General features: G+C 70.8%; 13 protein-coding genes. 9 read left to right on the top strand and 4 right to left on the bottom strand.

Annotated elements, in window-relative coordinates:
* Positions 1–123 precede the first annotated feature (123 nt).
* The 3 genes from ACFVXE_RS37330 to pdhA are packed head-to-tail and all read right to left on the bottom strand — an operon-like array spanning position 124 to position 3,676.
* On the bottom strand, positions 124–1,533 hold the full coding sequence (locus tag ACFVXE_RS37330; RefSeq protein ID WP_389678073.1) for a dihydrolipoamide acetyltransferase family protein: 1,410 nt from the start codon (positions 1,531–1,533) through the stop codon (positions 124–126).
* Positions 1,534–1,544: 11 nt separating this feature from the next.
* The gene (locus tag ACFVXE_RS37325; protein ID WP_389678071.1) at positions 1,545–2,525 is read right to left on the bottom strand and encodes an alpha-ketoacid dehydrogenase subunit beta; all 981 of its coding nucleotides are present in this window, start codon (positions 2,523–2,525) and stop codon (positions 1,545–1,547) included.
* Positions 2,526–2,527: 2 nt separating this feature from the next.
* Complete coding sequence (gene pdhA / locus ACFVXE_RS37320; protein ID WP_389678070.1) at positions 2,528–3,676, bottom strand: pyruvate dehydrogenase (acetyl-transferring) E1 component subunit alpha; 1,149 nt, start codon at positions 3,674–3,676, stop codon at positions 2,528–2,530.
* A gap of 339 nt (positions 3,677–4,015) precedes the next feature.
* On the opposite strand from pdhA, the gene ACFVXE_RS37315 reads away from it, so the two are divergent.
* The 3 genes from ACFVXE_RS37315 to ACFVXE_RS37305 all read left to right on the top strand — a co-directional run bounded on the left by ACFVXE_RS37315 (position 4,016) and on the right by ACFVXE_RS37305 (position 6,312).
* A complete protein-coding gene (locus tag ACFVXE_RS37315) occupies positions 4,016–4,675 on the top strand; it encodes a response regulator (protein ID WP_389678069.1) in 660 nt (219 codons plus the stop codon).
* Between the two features lie 143 nt (positions 4,676–4,818).
* Complete coding sequence (locus ACFVXE_RS37310; RefSeq protein ID WP_389678068.1) at positions 4,819–5,250, top strand: pyridoxamine 5'-phosphate oxidase family protein; 432 nt, start codon at positions 4,819–4,821, stop codon at positions 5,248–5,250.
* A 63-nt stretch (positions 5,251–5,313) separates the two neighbouring features.
* Positions 5,314–6,312 carry a phosphotransferase gene (locus tag ACFVXE_RS37305; protein ID WP_389678074.1) on the top strand — a complete coding sequence of 333 codons (999 nt, stop codon included), beginning with the start codon at positions 5,314–5,316 and terminating at the stop codon, positions 6,310–6,312.
* Between the two features lie 16 nt (positions 6,313–6,328).
* Here the strand turns inward: ACFVXE_RS37305 and ACFVXE_RS37300 are convergent, their stop codons facing one another.
* Positions 6,329–7,945, bottom strand: a complete 1,617-nt coding sequence (locus ACFVXE_RS37300; protein ID WP_389678067.1) for a protein kinase — start codon at positions 7,943–7,945, stop codon at positions 6,329–6,331.
* 303 nt (positions 7,946–8,248) lie between these two features.
* Between ACFVXE_RS37300 and ACFVXE_RS37295 the strand changes: the two genes are divergently transcribed.
* From ACFVXE_RS37295 to ACFVXE_RS37270, 6 genes are all read left to right on the top strand, one after another.
* On the top strand, positions 8,249–9,910 hold the full coding sequence (locus ACFVXE_RS37295) for a protein kinase (RefSeq protein ID WP_389678065.1): 1,662 nt from the start codon (positions 8,249–8,251) through the stop codon (positions 9,908–9,910).
* Positions 9,911–10,423: 513 nt separating this feature from the next.
* Positions 10,424–11,116, top strand: a complete 693-nt coding sequence (locus ACFVXE_RS37290; RefSeq protein ID WP_389678064.1) for a hypothetical protein — start codon at positions 10,424–10,426, stop codon at positions 11,114–11,116.
* A 60-nt stretch (positions 11,117–11,176) separates the two neighbouring features.
* The gene (locus tag ACFVXE_RS37285; protein ID WP_389678062.1) at positions 11,177–11,794 is read left to right on the top strand and encodes a PadR family transcriptional regulator; all 618 of its coding nucleotides are present in this window, start codon (positions 11,177–11,179) and stop codon (positions 11,792–11,794) included.
* A 105-nt stretch (positions 11,795–11,899) separates the two neighbouring features.
* The gene (locus ACFVXE_RS37280; RefSeq protein WP_389678060.1) at positions 11,900–12,658 is read left to right on the top strand and encodes an ABC transporter ATP-binding protein; all 759 of its coding nucleotides are present in this window, start codon (positions 11,900–11,902) and stop codon (positions 12,656–12,658) included.
* Positions 12,655–15,516, top strand: coding sequence for an FtsX-like permease family protein (locus ACFVXE_RS37275; RefSeq protein ID WP_389678058.1), 2,862 nt, complete (start codon positions 12,655–12,657; stop codon positions 15,514–15,516). The genes ACFVXE_RS37280 and ACFVXE_RS37275 overlap by 4 nt, the downstream gene beginning before the upstream one ends.
* A 108-nt stretch (positions 15,517–15,624) precedes the next feature.
* Positions 15,625–16,167, top strand: coding sequence for a bacterial proteasome activator family protein (locus ACFVXE_RS37270; RefSeq protein WP_389678057.1), 543 nt, complete (start codon positions 15,625–15,627; stop codon positions 16,165–16,167).
* The last annotated feature ends 168 nt before the right edge of the window (positions 16,168–16,335 follow it).

The raw sequence follows: 16,335 nt of genomic DNA, 5'->3' as shown, positions 1-16,335 counted from the left end.
GCGGGGCGCCCCGCTGTGTGCCCGGCGCCCCCCCCCCCCCCCCCCCGGGGGTCTCCCCCCCCCCGCGGCCCCCCGCTCCATAACACCGCCGGCCCCCCCCGCCGCCTGTGTCCCACCGGGCCATCAGGCCCAGGTGATCAGCCTCTTGGGCTGTTCCAGGATCGCGGCGACATCCGCCAGGACCTTGGAACCGAGCTCGCCGTCGACCAGGCGATGGTCGAACGACAGAGCCAGAGTGGTGACCTGACGGGGCTTCACCTTGCCCTTGTGGACCCAGGGCTGCAGCTTGATCGCTCCGACCGCGAGGATCGCGGACTCACCCGGATTCAGGATCGGCGTCCCCGTGTCGACGCCGAAGACGCCGACATTGGTGATCGTCACCGTGCCGCCCGCCATGGCGGCGGGGGACGTCCTGCCGTCGCGCGCCGTGGTGACCAGCTCGCCCAGTGCGGCGGCGAGCTGCGGCAGCGTCTTGTCGTGCGCGTCCTTGATGTTCGGCACGATCAGACCGCGCGGAGTGGCGGCGGCGATGCCCAGGTTCACGTAGTGCTTCTGCACGATCTCCTGGTTGGCCTCGTCCCAGGCGGCGTTGACCTCAGGATTCCGCTTGATCGCGACCAGCAGCGCCTTGGCGATGATCAGGAGCGGGTTGACCCGGACCCCCGCCATGTCCTTGTCTTCCTTGAGCTCCGCCACGAGCTTCATCGTGCGCGTGACGTCGACCGTCACGAACTCGGTGACATGCGGCGCGGTGAACGCACTGCCGACCATCGCCTGCGCGATCGCCTTCCGTACGCCCTTGACCGGGATACGGGTCTCCCGGGCGCCCGCCACCGGGGCGGGAGCGGCGACTGCCTCCGGCTCCGGTACCGCGACCGGCACGGCCGGGGCGGTCGCCTGTGCCGGGACGGGCGCGGCGGCCGCGTGCACGTCCTCGCGGGTGATGATCCCGCCCGCGCCGGTCGGTACCACCGTCGCCAGGTCGATCCCCAGGTCCTTCGCCAGCTTGCGGACCGGCGGCTTGGCGAGCGGGCGGGTCTCCGGGACGACCGCCCCGTGCCCGTTCAGCTCACCCTGGACCGCGGCGGCCGCGGCCGCCGGCCGCTCGCCGCCCTTGCGGGCGCGCCGCTTGGTGGAGGACTCGGCCACGCCGTAGCCCACCAGGACGGGCTGGCGGCCCTTGGGTGCCTCCGGCTCGGCGGCGGGTTCCGGTTCGGCCGCGGCCGGAGCCGGAACCTCCTGCTCCGCGGCCGCGTCACCGCTGCCCGGCGCCACGTCCACCGCGATGATCACCTGCCCGACGTCGACGGTGGTGCCCTCGGCGAAGCGCAGTTCGTGCACCACCCCGTCGAACGGGATCGGCAGCTCGACGGCCGCCTTCGCGGTCTCGACCTCGCACACGACCTGGCCGTCGGTGACGGTGTCGCCCGGCTGGACGTACCACTTGAGGATTTCGGCCTCGGTCAGTCCCTCGCCCACATCGGGCATCTTGAACTCACGGAAGCGAACAGACGCTTCGGTCATCGTCGTCACGACCCCTCTCCTCAGTACGCCAGCGCGCGGTCGACGGCGTCGAGCACCCGGTCCAGGCCGGGCAGGTACTCGTCCTCCAGCCGCGCCGGCGGATACGGGACGTGGTAGCCGCCGACCCTGAGCACCGGTGCCTCCAGGTGGTAGAAGCAGCGCTCGGTGATGCGGGCGGCGATCTCGGCACCGGAGCCGTAGAACACCGGCGCCTCGTGGACCACGACCAGCCGGCCGGTCTTCTCCACCGACGTCTGGATGGCGTCGAAGTCGATGGGCGACATCGACCGCAGGTCCAGGACCTCGATCGACTTGCCCTCCTCCTGGGCGGCCGCGGCGGCTTCCAGGCAGACCTTCACCATGGGGCCGTACGCGACGAGGGTGAGGTCGGAGCCCTCCCGCACCGTCGCGGCCTTGTGCAGCGGGCCGGGGATGAGGTCGGTCTCGACCTCGCCCTTGTCCCAGTAGCGGCGCTTGGGCTCGAAGAAGATGATCGGGTCGTCGCTCTGGACAGCCTGCTGCATCATCCAGTAGGCGTCCGACGCGTTGGAGGGCGAGACCACCTTCAACCCCGCGACGTGCGCGAACAGGGCCTCGGGCGACTCGCTGTGGTGCTCGACGGCGCCGATGCCGCCGCCGTACGGGATCCGGACGACGACAGGCAGCTTGATCTTGCCGAGCGCACGGGCGTGCATCTTGGCGAGCTGCGTGACGATCTGGTCGTACGCGGGGAAGACGAAGCCGTCGAACTGGATCTCCACGATCGGCCGGTAGCCGCGCAGGGCCAGACCGATCGCGGTGCCGACGATGCCGGACTCGGCGAGCGGGGTGTCGATGACCCGGTCCTCGCCGAAGTCCTTCTGGAGCCCGTCGGTGATCCGGAAGACCCCGCCCAGCTTGCCGACGTCCTCACCCATGATGAGGACCTTGGGGTCGGTGTCGAGGGCCTTGCGCAGCGACTCGTTGAGCGCCTTCGCAATGGACATCTTTTCCATGGCCATGACTAGTTCCCCTCCTCGGCGAACGATGCCTGGTAGGCGGCGAACTGGGCGCGCTCCTCGTCGACCAGGGGGCTCCCGTCGGCGTAGGCGTGGTCGAAGATCGCCATCCGGTCCGGGTCGGGCATGGCCCGCACCGCTTCACGGACCCGCTTGCCGAGGGTCTCGCTCTCCTCGTCGAGCGCGGTGAAGAACGCCTCGTCCGCGAGGAGCTGCTTCTCCAGGTAGGTACGGAGCCGCAGGATCGGGTCCTTGGCCTCCCAGGAGGCCCGCTCCTCGTCAGCCCGGTACTTCGTCGGGTCGTCGGAGGTGGTGTGCGCGCCCATCCGGTACGTGAACGCCTCGACGAGGGTGGGTCCCTCGCCCCGGCGGGCCCGCTCCAGCGCCGACTTGGTGACCGCCAGGCAGGCGAGGACGTCGTTGCCGTCGACCCGGACGCCGGGGAAGCCGAAGCCCTGTGCGCGCTGGTAGAGCGGCACACGGGTCTGCTTCTCGGTCGGCTCGGAGATAGCCCACTGGTTGTTCTGGCAGAAGAAGACGACCGGGGCGTTGTAGACCGCGGAGAAGGTGAACGACTCGGCGACGTCGCCCTGGCTGGAGGCGCCGTCACCGAAGTACGCGATCACGGCGGAGTCCGCGCCGTCCTTGGCTACGCCCATGGCGTAGCCGGTGGCGTGCAGGGTCTGCGAGCCGATGACGATCGTGTACAGGTGGAAGTTGTTGGTGTTCGGGTCCCAGCCGCCGTGGTTCACGCCGCGGAACATCCCGAGCAGGTTGGTCGGGTCGACCCCCCGGCACCAGGCGACACCGTGCTCACGGTAGGTCGGGAAGACGTAGTCGTCGTCGCGCAGCGCCCGGCCGGAACCGATCTGGGCGGCCTCCTGGCCGAGCAGCGAGGCCCACAGACCCAGCTCACCCTGACGCTGCAGCGCGGTGGCCTCCGCGTCGAAGCGGCGGGTCAGGACCATGTCCCGGTACAGACCGCGCAGCTCGTCCGCGGTCAGGTCGATGCCGTAGTCCGGGTGCTCCACCCGCTCGCCCTCAGGCGTCAGCAGCTGTACGAGCTCGGGCTCGGAACTCTGTGGCGTCTTCGCGGCGCTGGTCCGCTTGCTGCTGCGTCGCGGTTTGCGCGCGGCAGTGCTCTCCACGGTCACGTGCGTGCTCCTCCGTCGGTCCGGCCCCCGGGGTCTGCCGGGAGACCAGTGCGGCTCGCCTGTGTCCGTACCCGTGCACGGGGTGGGTGCCGCTCGGTCCGGGAACAGGCGTGACAGGTGCCCCGGCGAGCGCCCTGTCAAAGGCACGTTACCCAGTGCGTCGCACAACTGCGAAACCCTACTTGACCTGCGATTTTGCTTGGATTTCCAAGTAAATCGAGATTTTCGGGAACTCTCGCTGGTCACAGCACTGGTAACAGCCTTGCAGGCTGCCGGAACAACGGCACGTTATCCCGCAGATCAGCAGCAGGGAAGAGGGGAGTGTGTGAGACTGCGATTGTGCGCAAAGAAGGAAAAATCACCGTATTTCTGTTGGACGACCATGAGGTCGTCCGGCGCGGAGTCCATGAATTGCTCTCGGCCGAGGACGACATCGAGGTCGTCGGTGAGGCCGGCACGGCGGCCGACGCACTGGCGCGCATCCCCGCCACCCGGCCCGACGTGGCGATGCTCGACGTACGGCTGCCGGACGGCAGCGGGGTGGAGGTCTGCCGGGAGATCCGGTCCCTGGACGACAGCATCAACTGCCTGATGCTGACGTCGTACGCCGACGACGAGGCACTTTTCGACGCGATCATGGCGGGCGCGTCGGGATACGTGCTCAAGGCGATCCGGGGCAACGAGCTGCTGGCCGCGGTACGGGACGTGGCGGCCGGGAGATCGCTGCTGGACCCTGGCGCGACCGCCCGGGTCCTGGAGCGGCTGCGCGAGGGCAAGCAGACCCGGGGCGACGACAGACTCGCGAGCCTCACCGACCAGGAACGCAGGATCCTCGACCTGATCGGCGAGGGGCTGACGAACCGGGTGATCGGCGAGCGGCTCCACCTCGCCGAGAAGACGATCAAGAACTATGTCTCCAGCCTGCTCTCCAAACTGGGCATGGAGCGCCGCTCGCAGGCCGCCGCCTACGTGGCGCGGATCCAGGCCGAGCAGCGCTGACCGGTACGGGACAGGGCCGGGTCCCGCCGCCGTCACGGTCGGCACGGACCGTGGCACCGGCCGGCGCCGGGGACTTTGGTCCCGGACCACCTAGGGCTGCGGACTCTTTCTGCGCCCGCCCGCGGTGCCGGAGAGTGGACGGCATGTCCTCCGAGGAACAGCAGGCGATCGAACTGCTGGGCACCGTGCCGTACGGGCGGCTGGCGACGACCCGCCGCGCCCTGCCGTTCCTGGCGGTGGCGCGCCACACCGTCATCGACGGGCGCATCGTGCTGCGCATGCACGGCGCGTCCGGGAACCACGAATCGTGCGACGGCGCCGTGGTCGCCTACGGAGCGGACAACCTCAATCCGGCGGCCCGCGGAGCCGGCGGTGGCGCCCTCTGGTCGGTCCACTTCACCGGTCCCGCCGAGATCGTGCGACCGACCGCGGAAGAGCGCGAGCGCTTCGGCGCGGCGCCGTCGGAGATCAACGGCGAACCCTTCGCCCCGGTCTACCTCCGGCTCGACCCGCACTTCGTCACGTTGCACACTCTGGGCTTCGACGCAAGTCAACCGTTCCGCCACACAGCGTGATCTACCATCTGGTGAGTGCCGCGCTCATCTGTAACCCTTCCGCCTGTTCCTCCGGTCGGCGAGGTGCTGCGCCGCTATCCGGACGCCGGTGAACCCCTCAGCTGCAAGCCGATCACCAAGGGCCTCCTCAACCACGGCTACCGCGTGTCGACCACCCGCGGCTCGTACTTCCTCAAGCACCACATCGACGACTCGACCGGCGACCGCGCGACGATCGTCCGCCAGCACCGTGCCACCCAGCGGCTGCAGTCGCTCGGGGTTCCCGTCGCGCCGCCCGTCGAGGACACGGACGGTGACACGGTCACGGAGATCGGCGGCCGCCACTACGCCCTGCATCCCTGGGTGGACGGGCTGCACCGGGTCGGCGCGCAGCTGAGCACGGCCCAGTCGGAGCGGCTCGGGGCGCTCCTGGGAACCGTGCACACCGGGCTCGCGCAGGTGATGGAGGCGGGGGTGATGGAGGCCGGGGCGCCCCAGGGGCGCGGGCATGCCAGCCCGCACGCCGTCGACACGTTCGCGCTGATCGACGACCTGCTGGCAGCGGCGCGCGGCTGCCGCCCCCGGGACTCCTTCGACGAACTGGCCGAGCACCGCCTCGTCGAGCGGCGCTCCCTGCTGGAGCGGTACGCCGACCGCAGGCCACCCGCGCCGGACGTCCCGGCGACCGGCTGGGTGCACGGCGACTTCCACCCGTTGAACGTGCTCTACCGGGGCACGGACCCGGTGGCGATCATCGACTGGGACCGGCTGGGGGTGCAGCCGCGCGCCGAGGAGGCCGTACGGGCGGCGGCGATCTTCTTCGTACAGCCTGCCGGGAAGCTGGAGTTGGAGAAGGTGCGGGCGTACGCCCGGGCCTACCGGCGGACGACCGGAGCCGGCACCGCCGAACTCGCCGCCGCGGTGCACCGGGTGTGGTGGGAGCGGCTCAACGACTTCTGGATACTGCGCTGGCGGTACCGCCTGCACGACCGAAGGGCCGACCCGCAGTTTCCTGCGGTGTCGGCCCTGGCGGTGTGGTGGACGCGGGAGTACGAGGCGGTGCGCGAGGCCTTCACGGAGTGAGGCCCCCCGGGGGACGTCAGGGGGTGGTGCCCCCCGCCGCCCCGGCAGCGCCGTTGCCGGCACCGGCGGCCGTCCCGCCGTCGGCCGTCGTCCCGCCGTCGGTGGTGGTCCCGCCGTCGGTGGTGGTCCCGCCGTCGGTACCCGTGCCGCCGTCGGTCGCCGTGCCTCCGTCGGTGGCCGTGCCGCCGTCCGTGGCCGTGCCGCCGTCCGTGGCCGTCCCGCCGTCGGTGCCGCCCGTGGCCGGCGGAGTGGCCGTGTCGGACGGCGTCTCGCTCGGAGTGACCGACGGCGCGTCGGACGACGGCTCGTTCGTCTCCTGCTGACTGTCGGAGAAGTCGTCCTGCGGCGGGACCACATCCGTCGACTCGTCGGTCGGAGGCTCCGAACTCTCCGTCGGGGCAGGGGTGGTGGAGCTGGTGGCCGGGGGCTCGCGGTGTCTGGTGCCGTTGTCGTTGGCGGCGTTCAGCGCGATGGCGACGCCGGCCCCGATCGCGATCAGTGCGAGAACGACGAACAGCCAGAGCTTGCCGCGGCCGCCGCCGTTGTGGTGCCCGCCGTCGTATCCGCCGTCGTCCGGGTTCATCGGCGGCAGGATCGGACCCTGCGAGGTGTCCCCGTGCTGCGGGTGGCCCATCGCCATCGTGGAGCCGGCCATACCCATGGCAGGGGTGTTGACGCCCTCGTGCATGGCGACCGGGCCGGTGTTCCACGTACCCGTGTGACCGCCCTGCACCTGGAGCATCTGCAGTCCGTACTGGACCAGTCCGCGCATCTCCTCGGCGCTCTGGAACCGGTCGTCCGGCTCCTTCGCGAGCGAACGCATGACGAGCCCGTCCAGCTCAGGCGGTACCGCGGGCAGGATCTCGGACGGCGGCACCGGCATGTCCTGAACGTGCTGGTACACCACGGAGAGCGGCGTCTCACCGGTGAACGGGGGCCGCAGCGCGAGGAGTTCGTACAGCAGACAGCCGGTGGCGTACAGATCGGAGCGGTGGTCGACGGCCTTGCCCAGTGCCTGCTCGGGGGAGAGGTACTGCGGCGTGCCCATGACCATGCCGGTCTGGGTCATCGTCGACTGCGCGCCGTGCAGCGCACGGGCGATGCCGAAGTCCATCACCTTGACCGCGCCGGAGTGCGTGATGATCACGTTGGCGGGCTTGATGTCACGGTGCACGATGCCGTGCTGGTGCGAGTACGCGAGGGCTTCCAGCACGCCCGACACGATGATCAACGCCTGCTCGGGCGGCGGGGCCTCGGCGTTGAGGAGCAGATCACGGATGGTGCGGCCCTCGACCAGCTCCATCACGATGTAGGGGACGGTCTGGCCGCCCACGACGTCCTCGCCGGAGTCGTACACGGCGACGATCGCATGGTGGTTGAGGCCCGCGACCGACTGCGCCTCACGCGTGAACCGGGCCTTGGAGACCGGGTCCTCGGCGAGATCGGAACGGAGCAGCTTGACCGCGACGGTACGCCCGAGCCGGACGTCCTCCGCGGCGAAGACCTCGGCCATGCCGCCCCGGCCCAGCCGGTGCGTCATCCGGTAGCGCCCGTCGCCGACCACACCTCCGATGCCCCAGGAGTCGGCCGCATCCGAAACTCCGCCGCCGTTTGCATCGGATTCGGCTGCCATCAGTCCTCGCCGTCGTATCTGTCCGCGCGTCCGCGGGTTCTCACGGTGTCTTGCATGCCTTGCTGCATCGCCACGTCACGCTACAGGCTCAGCCGGACACCCGGTTTTCGAGAGGGACCGGTCATCCAACCGGCTGCCCGGCCGCTCGCGCAAATTTCATGCTTTTCCTGTAACGCTTCCGAGACGCTTCCTGTGCTTAGGGTCACGGAACGGGCACCTGGCTTGACGTGTCGTACCCCTCGGGCAGACTTGGCGCGTAATAGGGATCTTCGCGCGGGCGGCGCGCCTAGGGGGAAGCAAGTCATGAGCCAGGACGGCGCACACGGTGCCCAGGGTCGCTACGCGGGCGGTTCGGTCGCCGGTGGCCGCTACCAGCTTCGCGACCTGCTCGGCGAAGGCGGGATGGCGTCCGTATACCTGGCCTACGACTCCGCGCTCGACCGTCAGGTGGCGATCAAGACCCTGCACACGGAGCTGGGACGCGAGCAGTCCTTCCGCGAACGGTTCCGGCGCGAGGCGCAGGCTGTGGCCAAGCTGCAGCACACCAACATCGTGTCGGTCTTCGACACCGGTGAGGACGAACTCGGCGGCGCGCTGATGCCGTACATCGTCATGGAGTACGTGGAGGGCCAGCCGCTCGGATCCGTGCTCCAGGCCGACATCCGCAGCCACGGTGCGATGCCTGCCGACAAGGCGCTCAAGGTGACCGCCGACGTGCTGGCCGCGCTGGACACCAGCCACGAGATGGGCCTGGTCCACCGCGACATCAAGCCGGGCAACGTGATGGTGACCAAGCGCGGCGTCGTGAAGGTCATGGACTTCGGCATCGCCCGTGCCATGCAGTCGGGCGTCACGTCGATGACGCAGACCGGGATGGTCGTCGGCACACCCCAGTACCTCTCCCCCGAACAGGCCCTGGGGCGCGGCGTGGACGCCCGCTCCGACCTCTACTCGGTCGGCATCATGCTGTTCCAGCTGCTCACCGGACGGATCCCGTTCGACGCGGACTCGCCGCTCGCCATCGCGTACGCGCACGTCCAGGAGGAGCCGGTCGCGCCGTCGTCCATCAACCGGGCGATCACCCCGGCGATGGACGCGCTGGTCGCCCGGGCCCTGAAGAAGAACCCGAACGAGCGCTTCCCCAGCGCGGCGGCGATGCAGGACGAGATCGCCCGGGTGCTGAACGCGGCCGGCCAGACGGGCGCCCCGGTGATCATCGGCGGCGCGGGCGGACCGGCGAACAGCGGCTCGGGCGTCGGCTCGGCGGTCTTCCCGCCGGTCGATCAGTCCGCGCAGGCGCCGCAGGGCGGCGGCGTGCAGATGCCGTACCAGCCGCAGCAGTACCAGCAGTACCAGCAGCAGCCCGGCCCGTACGGGCCGCAGACCCCGGCACCGGCGCCCACTCCGACGCCGAGCTACGGCTACCCGCAGTCGAGCCCGGCGTACCGGACCCCGGCACCGGCGCCGGCGCCGTACCCGGTCCAGCCGCAGACGACGGGCGGCGGACACGGTGGCACCGGCGGGGGCAGCAGGCGGAACATGCCGGTGATCGTCGGCTCGATCGTGGTCGCGCTGATCGCGATCGGCGGTCTGATCACGGTGCTGTCGATGCAGGACGACCAGAACTCGAACACCGGCAAGGACGGCGGTCCGACCAGCTCGACGGCGGCGGGCGAGCACAAGGATCCGGAGCGGAACCGGACGATGAAGACGGACGAGTGCACCGACCCCAACGAGGACAGCGACGATCCGAGCAAGATCGAGGCACCGGACTTCACGTACAAGGACTTCCTCTCGGCCAAGGACTGCGCCACGGCGGCGGGCTGGACGGTCAAGAAGATCAAGGTCCCGGGCAACGCCTACGCCGAGGACCAGGTCCTGGAGCAGTTCCCGTCCGCCGGTACCGCGATGTCCCCGAAGGGCGCCCACTTCGAGCTGCGCGTCTCGACCGGCGACCCGGCCTGACCAGGCGGGGGAGCAGGCAGGGGCGTCGAGGGGCCGCAGCCACGTGCTGACCTGAGTACGGACGGACGGAAGTGACGGCCCGGCACGCATGAGGTGTGCCGGGCCGCTGTGCCCCCAGGAGTTCGGGGGCGGCGGGCGGGCGGCCATCCGGGATGCCGGCCGATTGCCCGGGATGCCGGCTATATCAGCACATGTGACTCTGACCTCATGGCTTCAGGACTCCTCTCCACATGGTCGTCGAGGTGTGCGGCCTGTCTGGTGATAGCGGCGGGGGCGGCATTGGGACCGGCACCGGGACAGACACACGCCGACCAGCGCACACCCAGTGGCGCACCGGGGCTGACCCGGACACCCGGCGGCCCCACGACGGCAGGCCGCGCCTCGGCATCCGGGCGGCCCTCAGCGGCCACCCCGTCGGCCTCCGGGCGCACTTCGGCTCCGGACCCCGCCACCCCCTCCACCGCGTCCGCCCCCGCCCACCCCGAGATACCCGGGACAGCCGAGATACCCGGAATGGACGAGATACCCGGGATGGACGAGATATTCGGGACAGCCGGCTCCCCGGACGAGGCGCCCGCCTCCCCCGCTCCCGGCCTGTCCGCCCCTCACACGCAGGACGCGCACGGCATCCCCGCGGACGACGCACCCGCCACCCCCGCGGAGGGCGCGCCCGCCACCCCGCCGAACGACCCGTCAGTCACCCCTTCGGCCGATCCGTCGACGACTCCCTCCTCGCGGCCCTCGCCGGCGCTCCCGTCGCCCCCCTCGGCCTCGCCGCCCCCGTCGTCGTCCACTCCTCCGGGCGGCGCGCCGGCCTCACCGTCCCCGTCGGCCGCGTCCCGCTCCCCCAGGAACTCCGCCACTCCGCCCGCCGCACAGGCAGCCCGGCCGGAGGTACAGCCCCCGCTCGCCGGGCGTGAGGCCGGAGAGGGGCGCCTGCGGCCGGGACGTCCGCTCACCCCGTGGGAACTCTCACATCCCGACACCTCGTTCGACCGGCCCCAGATGCAGCCCGTCATGCCGGACACCGTGACACCCGCGGCGACCCCCAGGCCGAGCGGCTCTCCGCCGGAGGGCCGGTCCGCGCCGCAGGCACTCGACACCCCCGCCGCGCGGCAGGTGCAGATGGTGTCGCTGGGCGCGGGGATTGCCCTGATCGGACTGGGTCTCGGCTTCCTCGGACTCCGGATGCGCCGCACGGGCTGACGGGCCCCGCCCTCCGGAAGGGGCTTGCGACGGGGTGCATACTCGGTATACATACTGAGTATGTCGATCCGTCATGGGCTTCTCGCCCTCCTGGAGCGCGGGCCGCGTTACGGCTCCCAGCTCCGCACCGAATTCGAGTCACGCACCGGCTCCACCTGGCCCCTGAACGTCGGCCAGGTGTACACCACGCTGAGCCGGCTGGAACGCGACGGACTGGTCGTCCAGAACGGTGAGGACGACCAGGGACACGCTCTCTACTCGATCACCGACGACGGACGCACCGAGCTGCGCAGCTGGTTCGAGACGCCCGTCGATCGCAGCAGCCCGCCGCGTGACGAGCTGGCGATCAAGCTCGCCATGGCCGTCGGCGCGCCCGGCGTGGACATCCGGGGCGTCATCCAGTCGCAGCGCCACCACACCGTGAAGGCGATGCAGGACTACACCCGGCTGAAGGCGCAGGCCCTCGTCGATGCCCCGGCCAACCGTGACGAGGTGGCCTGGCTGCTCGTGCTGGAGCAGCTGATCTTCCAGGCGGAGGCCGAGGCCCGCTGGCTGGACCACTGCGAATCACGGCTGGTCCGCCTCGCCGAGGCCGCCGCCACGGAACCGGAGCCCGAGGCCCGTACGGGCAACCGTGCCCCGGCACGCGCCCCTGCCCGCTCACGCAACCGGCCCTGACCGCGGAACCGGATCCGACGGTTCGCGGCACGGACCTCGGAACCGATCCCCACGGCTCATGGCGCAGACCTCGGAACCGATCCCAAGGGGGGGGAACCACCCATCATGTCTTCGTACGTCCCGTCCACATCCCTGCCGGTCGACGCACCCGTGCTGGAGCTCCGCGACCTCACGCGCACGCACGGCACCGGCATCGCGGAGGTGCACGCCCTGCGCGGCATCAACCTCTCCGTGCACACCGGCGAACTCGTCGCCGTGATGGGCCCGTCGGGCTCGGGCAAATCCACCCTGCTGACCCTGGCCGGCGGTCTCGACACCGCGAGCAGCGGCCAGGTCGTCATCGAGGGTCAGGACATCTCCACCCTCGGCCGCAAGGGCGTCGCCGCCCTGCGCCGGCGCAGCGTGGGCTATGTCTTCCAGGACTACAACCTGATCCCGGCACTGACCGCCGCCGAGAACATCGCGCTGCCTCGCGAACTCGACGGGGTCTCCGTGCGCAAGGCGCGCAAGGAGGCACGGGCCGCGCTGGAGGAGATGAACCTGTCGCAGATCGCCGACCGGTTCCCGGACGAGATGTCCGGCGGCCAGCAGCAGCGGGTCGCGATCGCCCGCGCGCTGGTGGGTGACCGGCGCCTGGTGCTCGCCGACGAGCCGACCGGGGCGCTCGACTCGGAGACCGGTGAGGCCGTACTCGCGTTGCTGCGCAACCGCTGCGACCAGGGCGCCGCCGGGGTGATGGTGACGCACGAACCCCGGTACGCCGCCTGGGCGGACCGGGTGGTGTTCCTCCGGGACGGCTCGATCGTCGACCAGACGCTCAGCGCCGGTGCCGAATCGCTGCTGGCCGCCGAGGGCGCCAAGTGAGCGTGTTCACGGGCTGGCGTGCCGCCCTCAGGATCGCCCGGCGGGACGCGATGCGGGCCAAGGGCCGCAGCGCCCTGGTCGTCGCGATGATCGCGTTGCCGGTACTCGGGGTGACGGCCGCCGATGTGACGTACCGCAGTGTGACCCCGACCCTGGCGGAGGAGCTCTCCACCGAGATGGGCGCGGCGGACGCGCTGTTCAGCGATCCCGGCATGGGGGCGGGCGCGATCCAGCAGATGCCCGACGCGAAGTCGTACAGCCTGGTGTCGGAGAAGGGACCCGAGCCGGGCAGCGACCCCGACGCGCGGCGGACCGACATCGGAGCCGCGCTCCCCGAGGGCGCGCAGGCGACCAGCATCCAGTCCGTCCCGGCGACAGTCACCACCCGGTACGGGATGACCACCACCGACATCGTCGAGGTGCGGACCGCCGACCCGATGGTCCGCGGCAGGGTCGACCTCGTCCGGGGCGCATTCCCGCGCGGCGACGGCCAGTTGGCCGCCACCGAGCCGTTCCTGAAGAAGTCCGGGCTGCGCATCGGTTCGCGCACCACCCTGCGCGGCGCCGAGCGTACGTACACCGTCACCGGTGTGGTCGAGCAGCCCGACGATCTCAAGTCCGCCGCGCTGTACGCCGAACCGGGTGCGGTCATCGCTCCGTGGCGGGCAGCGGCCGCGCACGACAAGAAGGTGCTGCCGCCGAACGCGGGCGTCAAGGAGTGGCTGGTCAAGGGTGCCCACGGGGCGGGTGTGAGCTGGGCCGACGTTCTCGCCGCCAATGAACGGGGGGTGCTCGTCGTCTCCCGAAAGGTCGTTCTCGACCCCCCGCCGGACTCCGAGGTCCCGATGGCCCGGAGCATGAGCGGCAGCTCGTACGGCGGCTCCGAAGAGCTGAGCGTGGCCCTGATCACCGTGGTCGCGATGGCCGCACTGGAGATCGTGCTGCTCGCCGGTCCGGCCTTCGCGGTCGGGGCCCGCCGCTCCCGCCGCCAGCTCGGGCTCGTCGGCACCTGCGGTGGGGACCGGCGTCATGTCCGGGCCGTGGTGCTCTCCGGCGGTCTGGTGCTGGGCGGTGTCGGCGCCGTCGTCGGTGTCGGCGCCGGCCTGCTGCTCACCATGGTGTTCCGGCCGGTGATCGAGGGCTGGGCCGGACACCGCTTCGGTTCGCTCTCCGTCCATCCGTCCGAACTGCTGATCATCGCCGCGATCGGCCTGGTCACCGGGCTACTGGCGGCTCTCGCGCCCGCGATCGTGGCGAGCCGGCAGTCCGTACTGGAGTCGCTGAGCGGCCGCCGCGGCATCCGTCGCAGTTCCAGGGCGCTGCCGGTACTGGGTTCCGTGGCCCTGCTGGCCGGCATCGCGATCGCCGTCTACGGCGGCACAACCGGCGACTCGACACCGGTCGCGGGCGGCTCGGTCGTCGCCGAACTCGGGCTCCTCTGCTGCATCCCGGTGATCGTCGGCCTCCTCGGCCGGCTGGGCCGCAGGCTTCCGCTCCCGCCACGGATGGCGCTGCGCGACGCGGCCCGCAACCGGGGGCGTACGGCCCCGGCGGTCGCGGCCGTGATGGCGGCCGTCGCCGGGTCCGTGGCCATCGCCACCTACATGTCCAGCAGCCTGGCCGAGGCGGACTACGAGTACACGCCGGTGATCGCCCCCGGCACCGTCGCCCTCTTCGCCTCCGACAGCAGAGCGGTCGAGCGGCTCCCGCTGGCCCGCGCAGCCGTCGAACGGAACCTGGCCACCGCCGGCGGCCACGCCGATGTCGGGCGGGTCTGGGCGGGCAGCGACTGTTCCGTCTACTACGAGAGCGAGAACGACTGCGGCTCGGTCGAGCTGATCAAACCCACCGGCAAGGGCCACTCCTGCCCGCTCACGGGCAAGGGCGCCAAGGAGCTCGCGGCGAGCCTCTCCGCCGACGAACACAAGAAGCTGATGCGGTCGCCCGCCTGCCTGGACGAGACCCAGTACTCGAGCTCGTTCGACGGCGAGACGGGTGGCATCGTCGTGGGCGACGCCGCGTTCCTCTCCACGTATGTGAAGCTCCGGGACCCCGCGGCCGCCTCGGCCCTGGCGGCCGGAACTCCCGTCCTGCTCAACCCGGCGTACGCGAGGAACGGCGAGGTCGCCCTCAAGGCCGTCCACCGGTACAGCGACCAGGACAAGGAGAACCGGAAGCTGCACCCGGGCAAGGCCGTGACCCGTACCGACCGGCTGAAGGTGTACCAGGCACCCCAGCGGTACGCGACCACGCCCGGCGTCCGCATGATCCTCCCGCTGAGGGCCGCGGAACGGCTCGGTCTGCACACCGAGGTGAACGGCAGTGTGTTCAGGGTCGCCCACGCGCCGACGGACGCCGAGGACCAGCGGGTCTCGGCCGCCATCGAACTGGCCGGAGGCGGGCTCTATCTCCAGTCCGAGAGCGGCCCGGGCAATCGCGACGACACGATCCTGCTGATCCTCTCGCTGTTCGCCGGAGTGGTGACCCTCGGAGCCGCCGCGATCACGACCGGACTGGCCAAGGCCGACGCCGAGGCGGACCTCACCACGCTCAGCGCGGTCGGCGCGCCGCCTGCGGTACGACGCACGCTCTCCGGTTTCCAGTGCCTGGTCGTGGCGCTCACCGGTGTCCTGCTCGGCACAGCGGCCGGCCTGGTGCCCGCGGTGGCGCTCCGGCTCGTCGATCTGCGCCAGGCGGTACAGAACATGAAGGTGAATCCGGTGGAGTCCGCCTACACGCCGATCGTGCTGCCCTGGGCGACCATCGGGCTGCTGGCCGTGGCCGTCCCGCTGCTGGCCGGACTGCTCGCGGCGGCGTTCACCCGCTCACGGCAGGCTCTGGCGCGGCGCGCCGGATGACGGACCGACCGCGCTGATCGGGTGGTTCCGGTGCCCCCGAAAACGGTGGATCAACCGTATTCGGGGGCACCACACTGTTGAACAGCATGTGTGCGAGACAATGACGGCATGGAGATGCCGAGGAATGAACGGTCGCAGGAGCACCCCCAAGTCCTCGTGGTGGGACAGGACGGGATGGCGATCGGCGGCGGTGGCACTGACGACGAATCGCGCGAGGTCCCAGTGACAGAAATGGTCGAACAGCCCGCAAAGGTCATGCGCATCGGCAGCATGATCAAGCAGCTCCTGGAAGAGGTCCGGGCAGCTCCTCTCGACGAGGCGAGCCGGGTGCGGCTCAAGGAGATCCACGCAAGCTCCGTGAAGGAGCTGGAGGACGGACTCGCACCGGAACTGGTGGAGGAGCTGGAGCGGCTCTCCCTGCCGTTCACCGAGGAATCGGTCCCGTCCGAGGCGGAACTGCGGATTGCGCAGGCGCAGTTGGTCGGTTGGCTGGAGGGTCTCTTCCACGGCATCCAGACGGCGCTGTTCGCCCAGCAGATGGCGGCCCGCGCACAGTTGGAGCAGATGCGTCGCGCGCTGCCCCCCGGCAGCGGCCATGAGGACGACGACGGGGACCCGCACGGGGCGGTCCGGTCGGGACCGTACCTGTAGGACCGCACGACGCACGACCCCCTGTACGCCTCCTTGCGTGCCTGAGAACAGCGGGCCCGGCCCACGCGTGCGGGTGCCGGGCCCGCGGTGTGCAGTGTCTTATAAACAACTCCAGTGTCTTATACAAAAAATAAGCTGGCGACGAGAGTCGGAGTGTATATGTAGGTG

Source organism: Streptomyces sp. NPDC058231 (assembly GCF_042882275.1).
Lineage (GTDB): Bacteria > Actinomycetota > Actinomycetes > Streptomycetales > Streptomycetaceae > Streptomyces.
The sequence above is the reverse complement of the archived record's forward strand: the minus strand, read 5'-3'. Positions and strand labels throughout refer to the sequence as shown.

Coding starts and splice junctions, on each gene's coding strand:
- ACFVXE_RS37270 (WP_389678057.1), top strand. CDS start 15,625: ATGGAGATGCCGAGGAATGAACGGTCGCAGGAGCACCCCCAAGTCCTC.
- ACFVXE_RS37285 (WP_389678062.1), top strand. CDS start 11,177: ATGTCGATCCGTCATGGGCTTCTCGCCCTCCTGGAGCGCGGGCCGCGT.
- ACFVXE_RS37280 (WP_389678060.1), top strand. CDS start 11,900: ATGTCTTCGTACGTCCCGTCCACATCCCTGCCGGTCGACGCACCCGTG.
- ACFVXE_RS37310 (WP_389678068.1), top strand. CDS start 4,819: ATGTCCTCCGAGGAACAGCAGGCGATCGAACTGCTGGGCACCGTGCCG.
- ACFVXE_RS37325 (WP_389678071.1), bottom strand. CDS start 2,525: ATGGCCATGGAAAAGATGTCCATTGCGAAGGCGCTCAACGAGTCGCTG.
- ACFVXE_RS37290 (WP_389678064.1), top strand. CDS start 10,424: ATGGACGAGATACCCGGGATGGACGAGATATTCGGGACAGCCGGCTCC.
- ACFVXE_RS37295 (WP_389678065.1), top strand. CDS start 8,249: ATGAGCCAGGACGGCGCACACGGTGCCCAGGGTCGCTACGCGGGCGGT.
- ACFVXE_RS37300 (WP_389678067.1), bottom strand. CDS start 7,945: ATGGCAGCCGAATCCGATGCAAACGGCGGCGGAGTTTCGGATGCGGCC.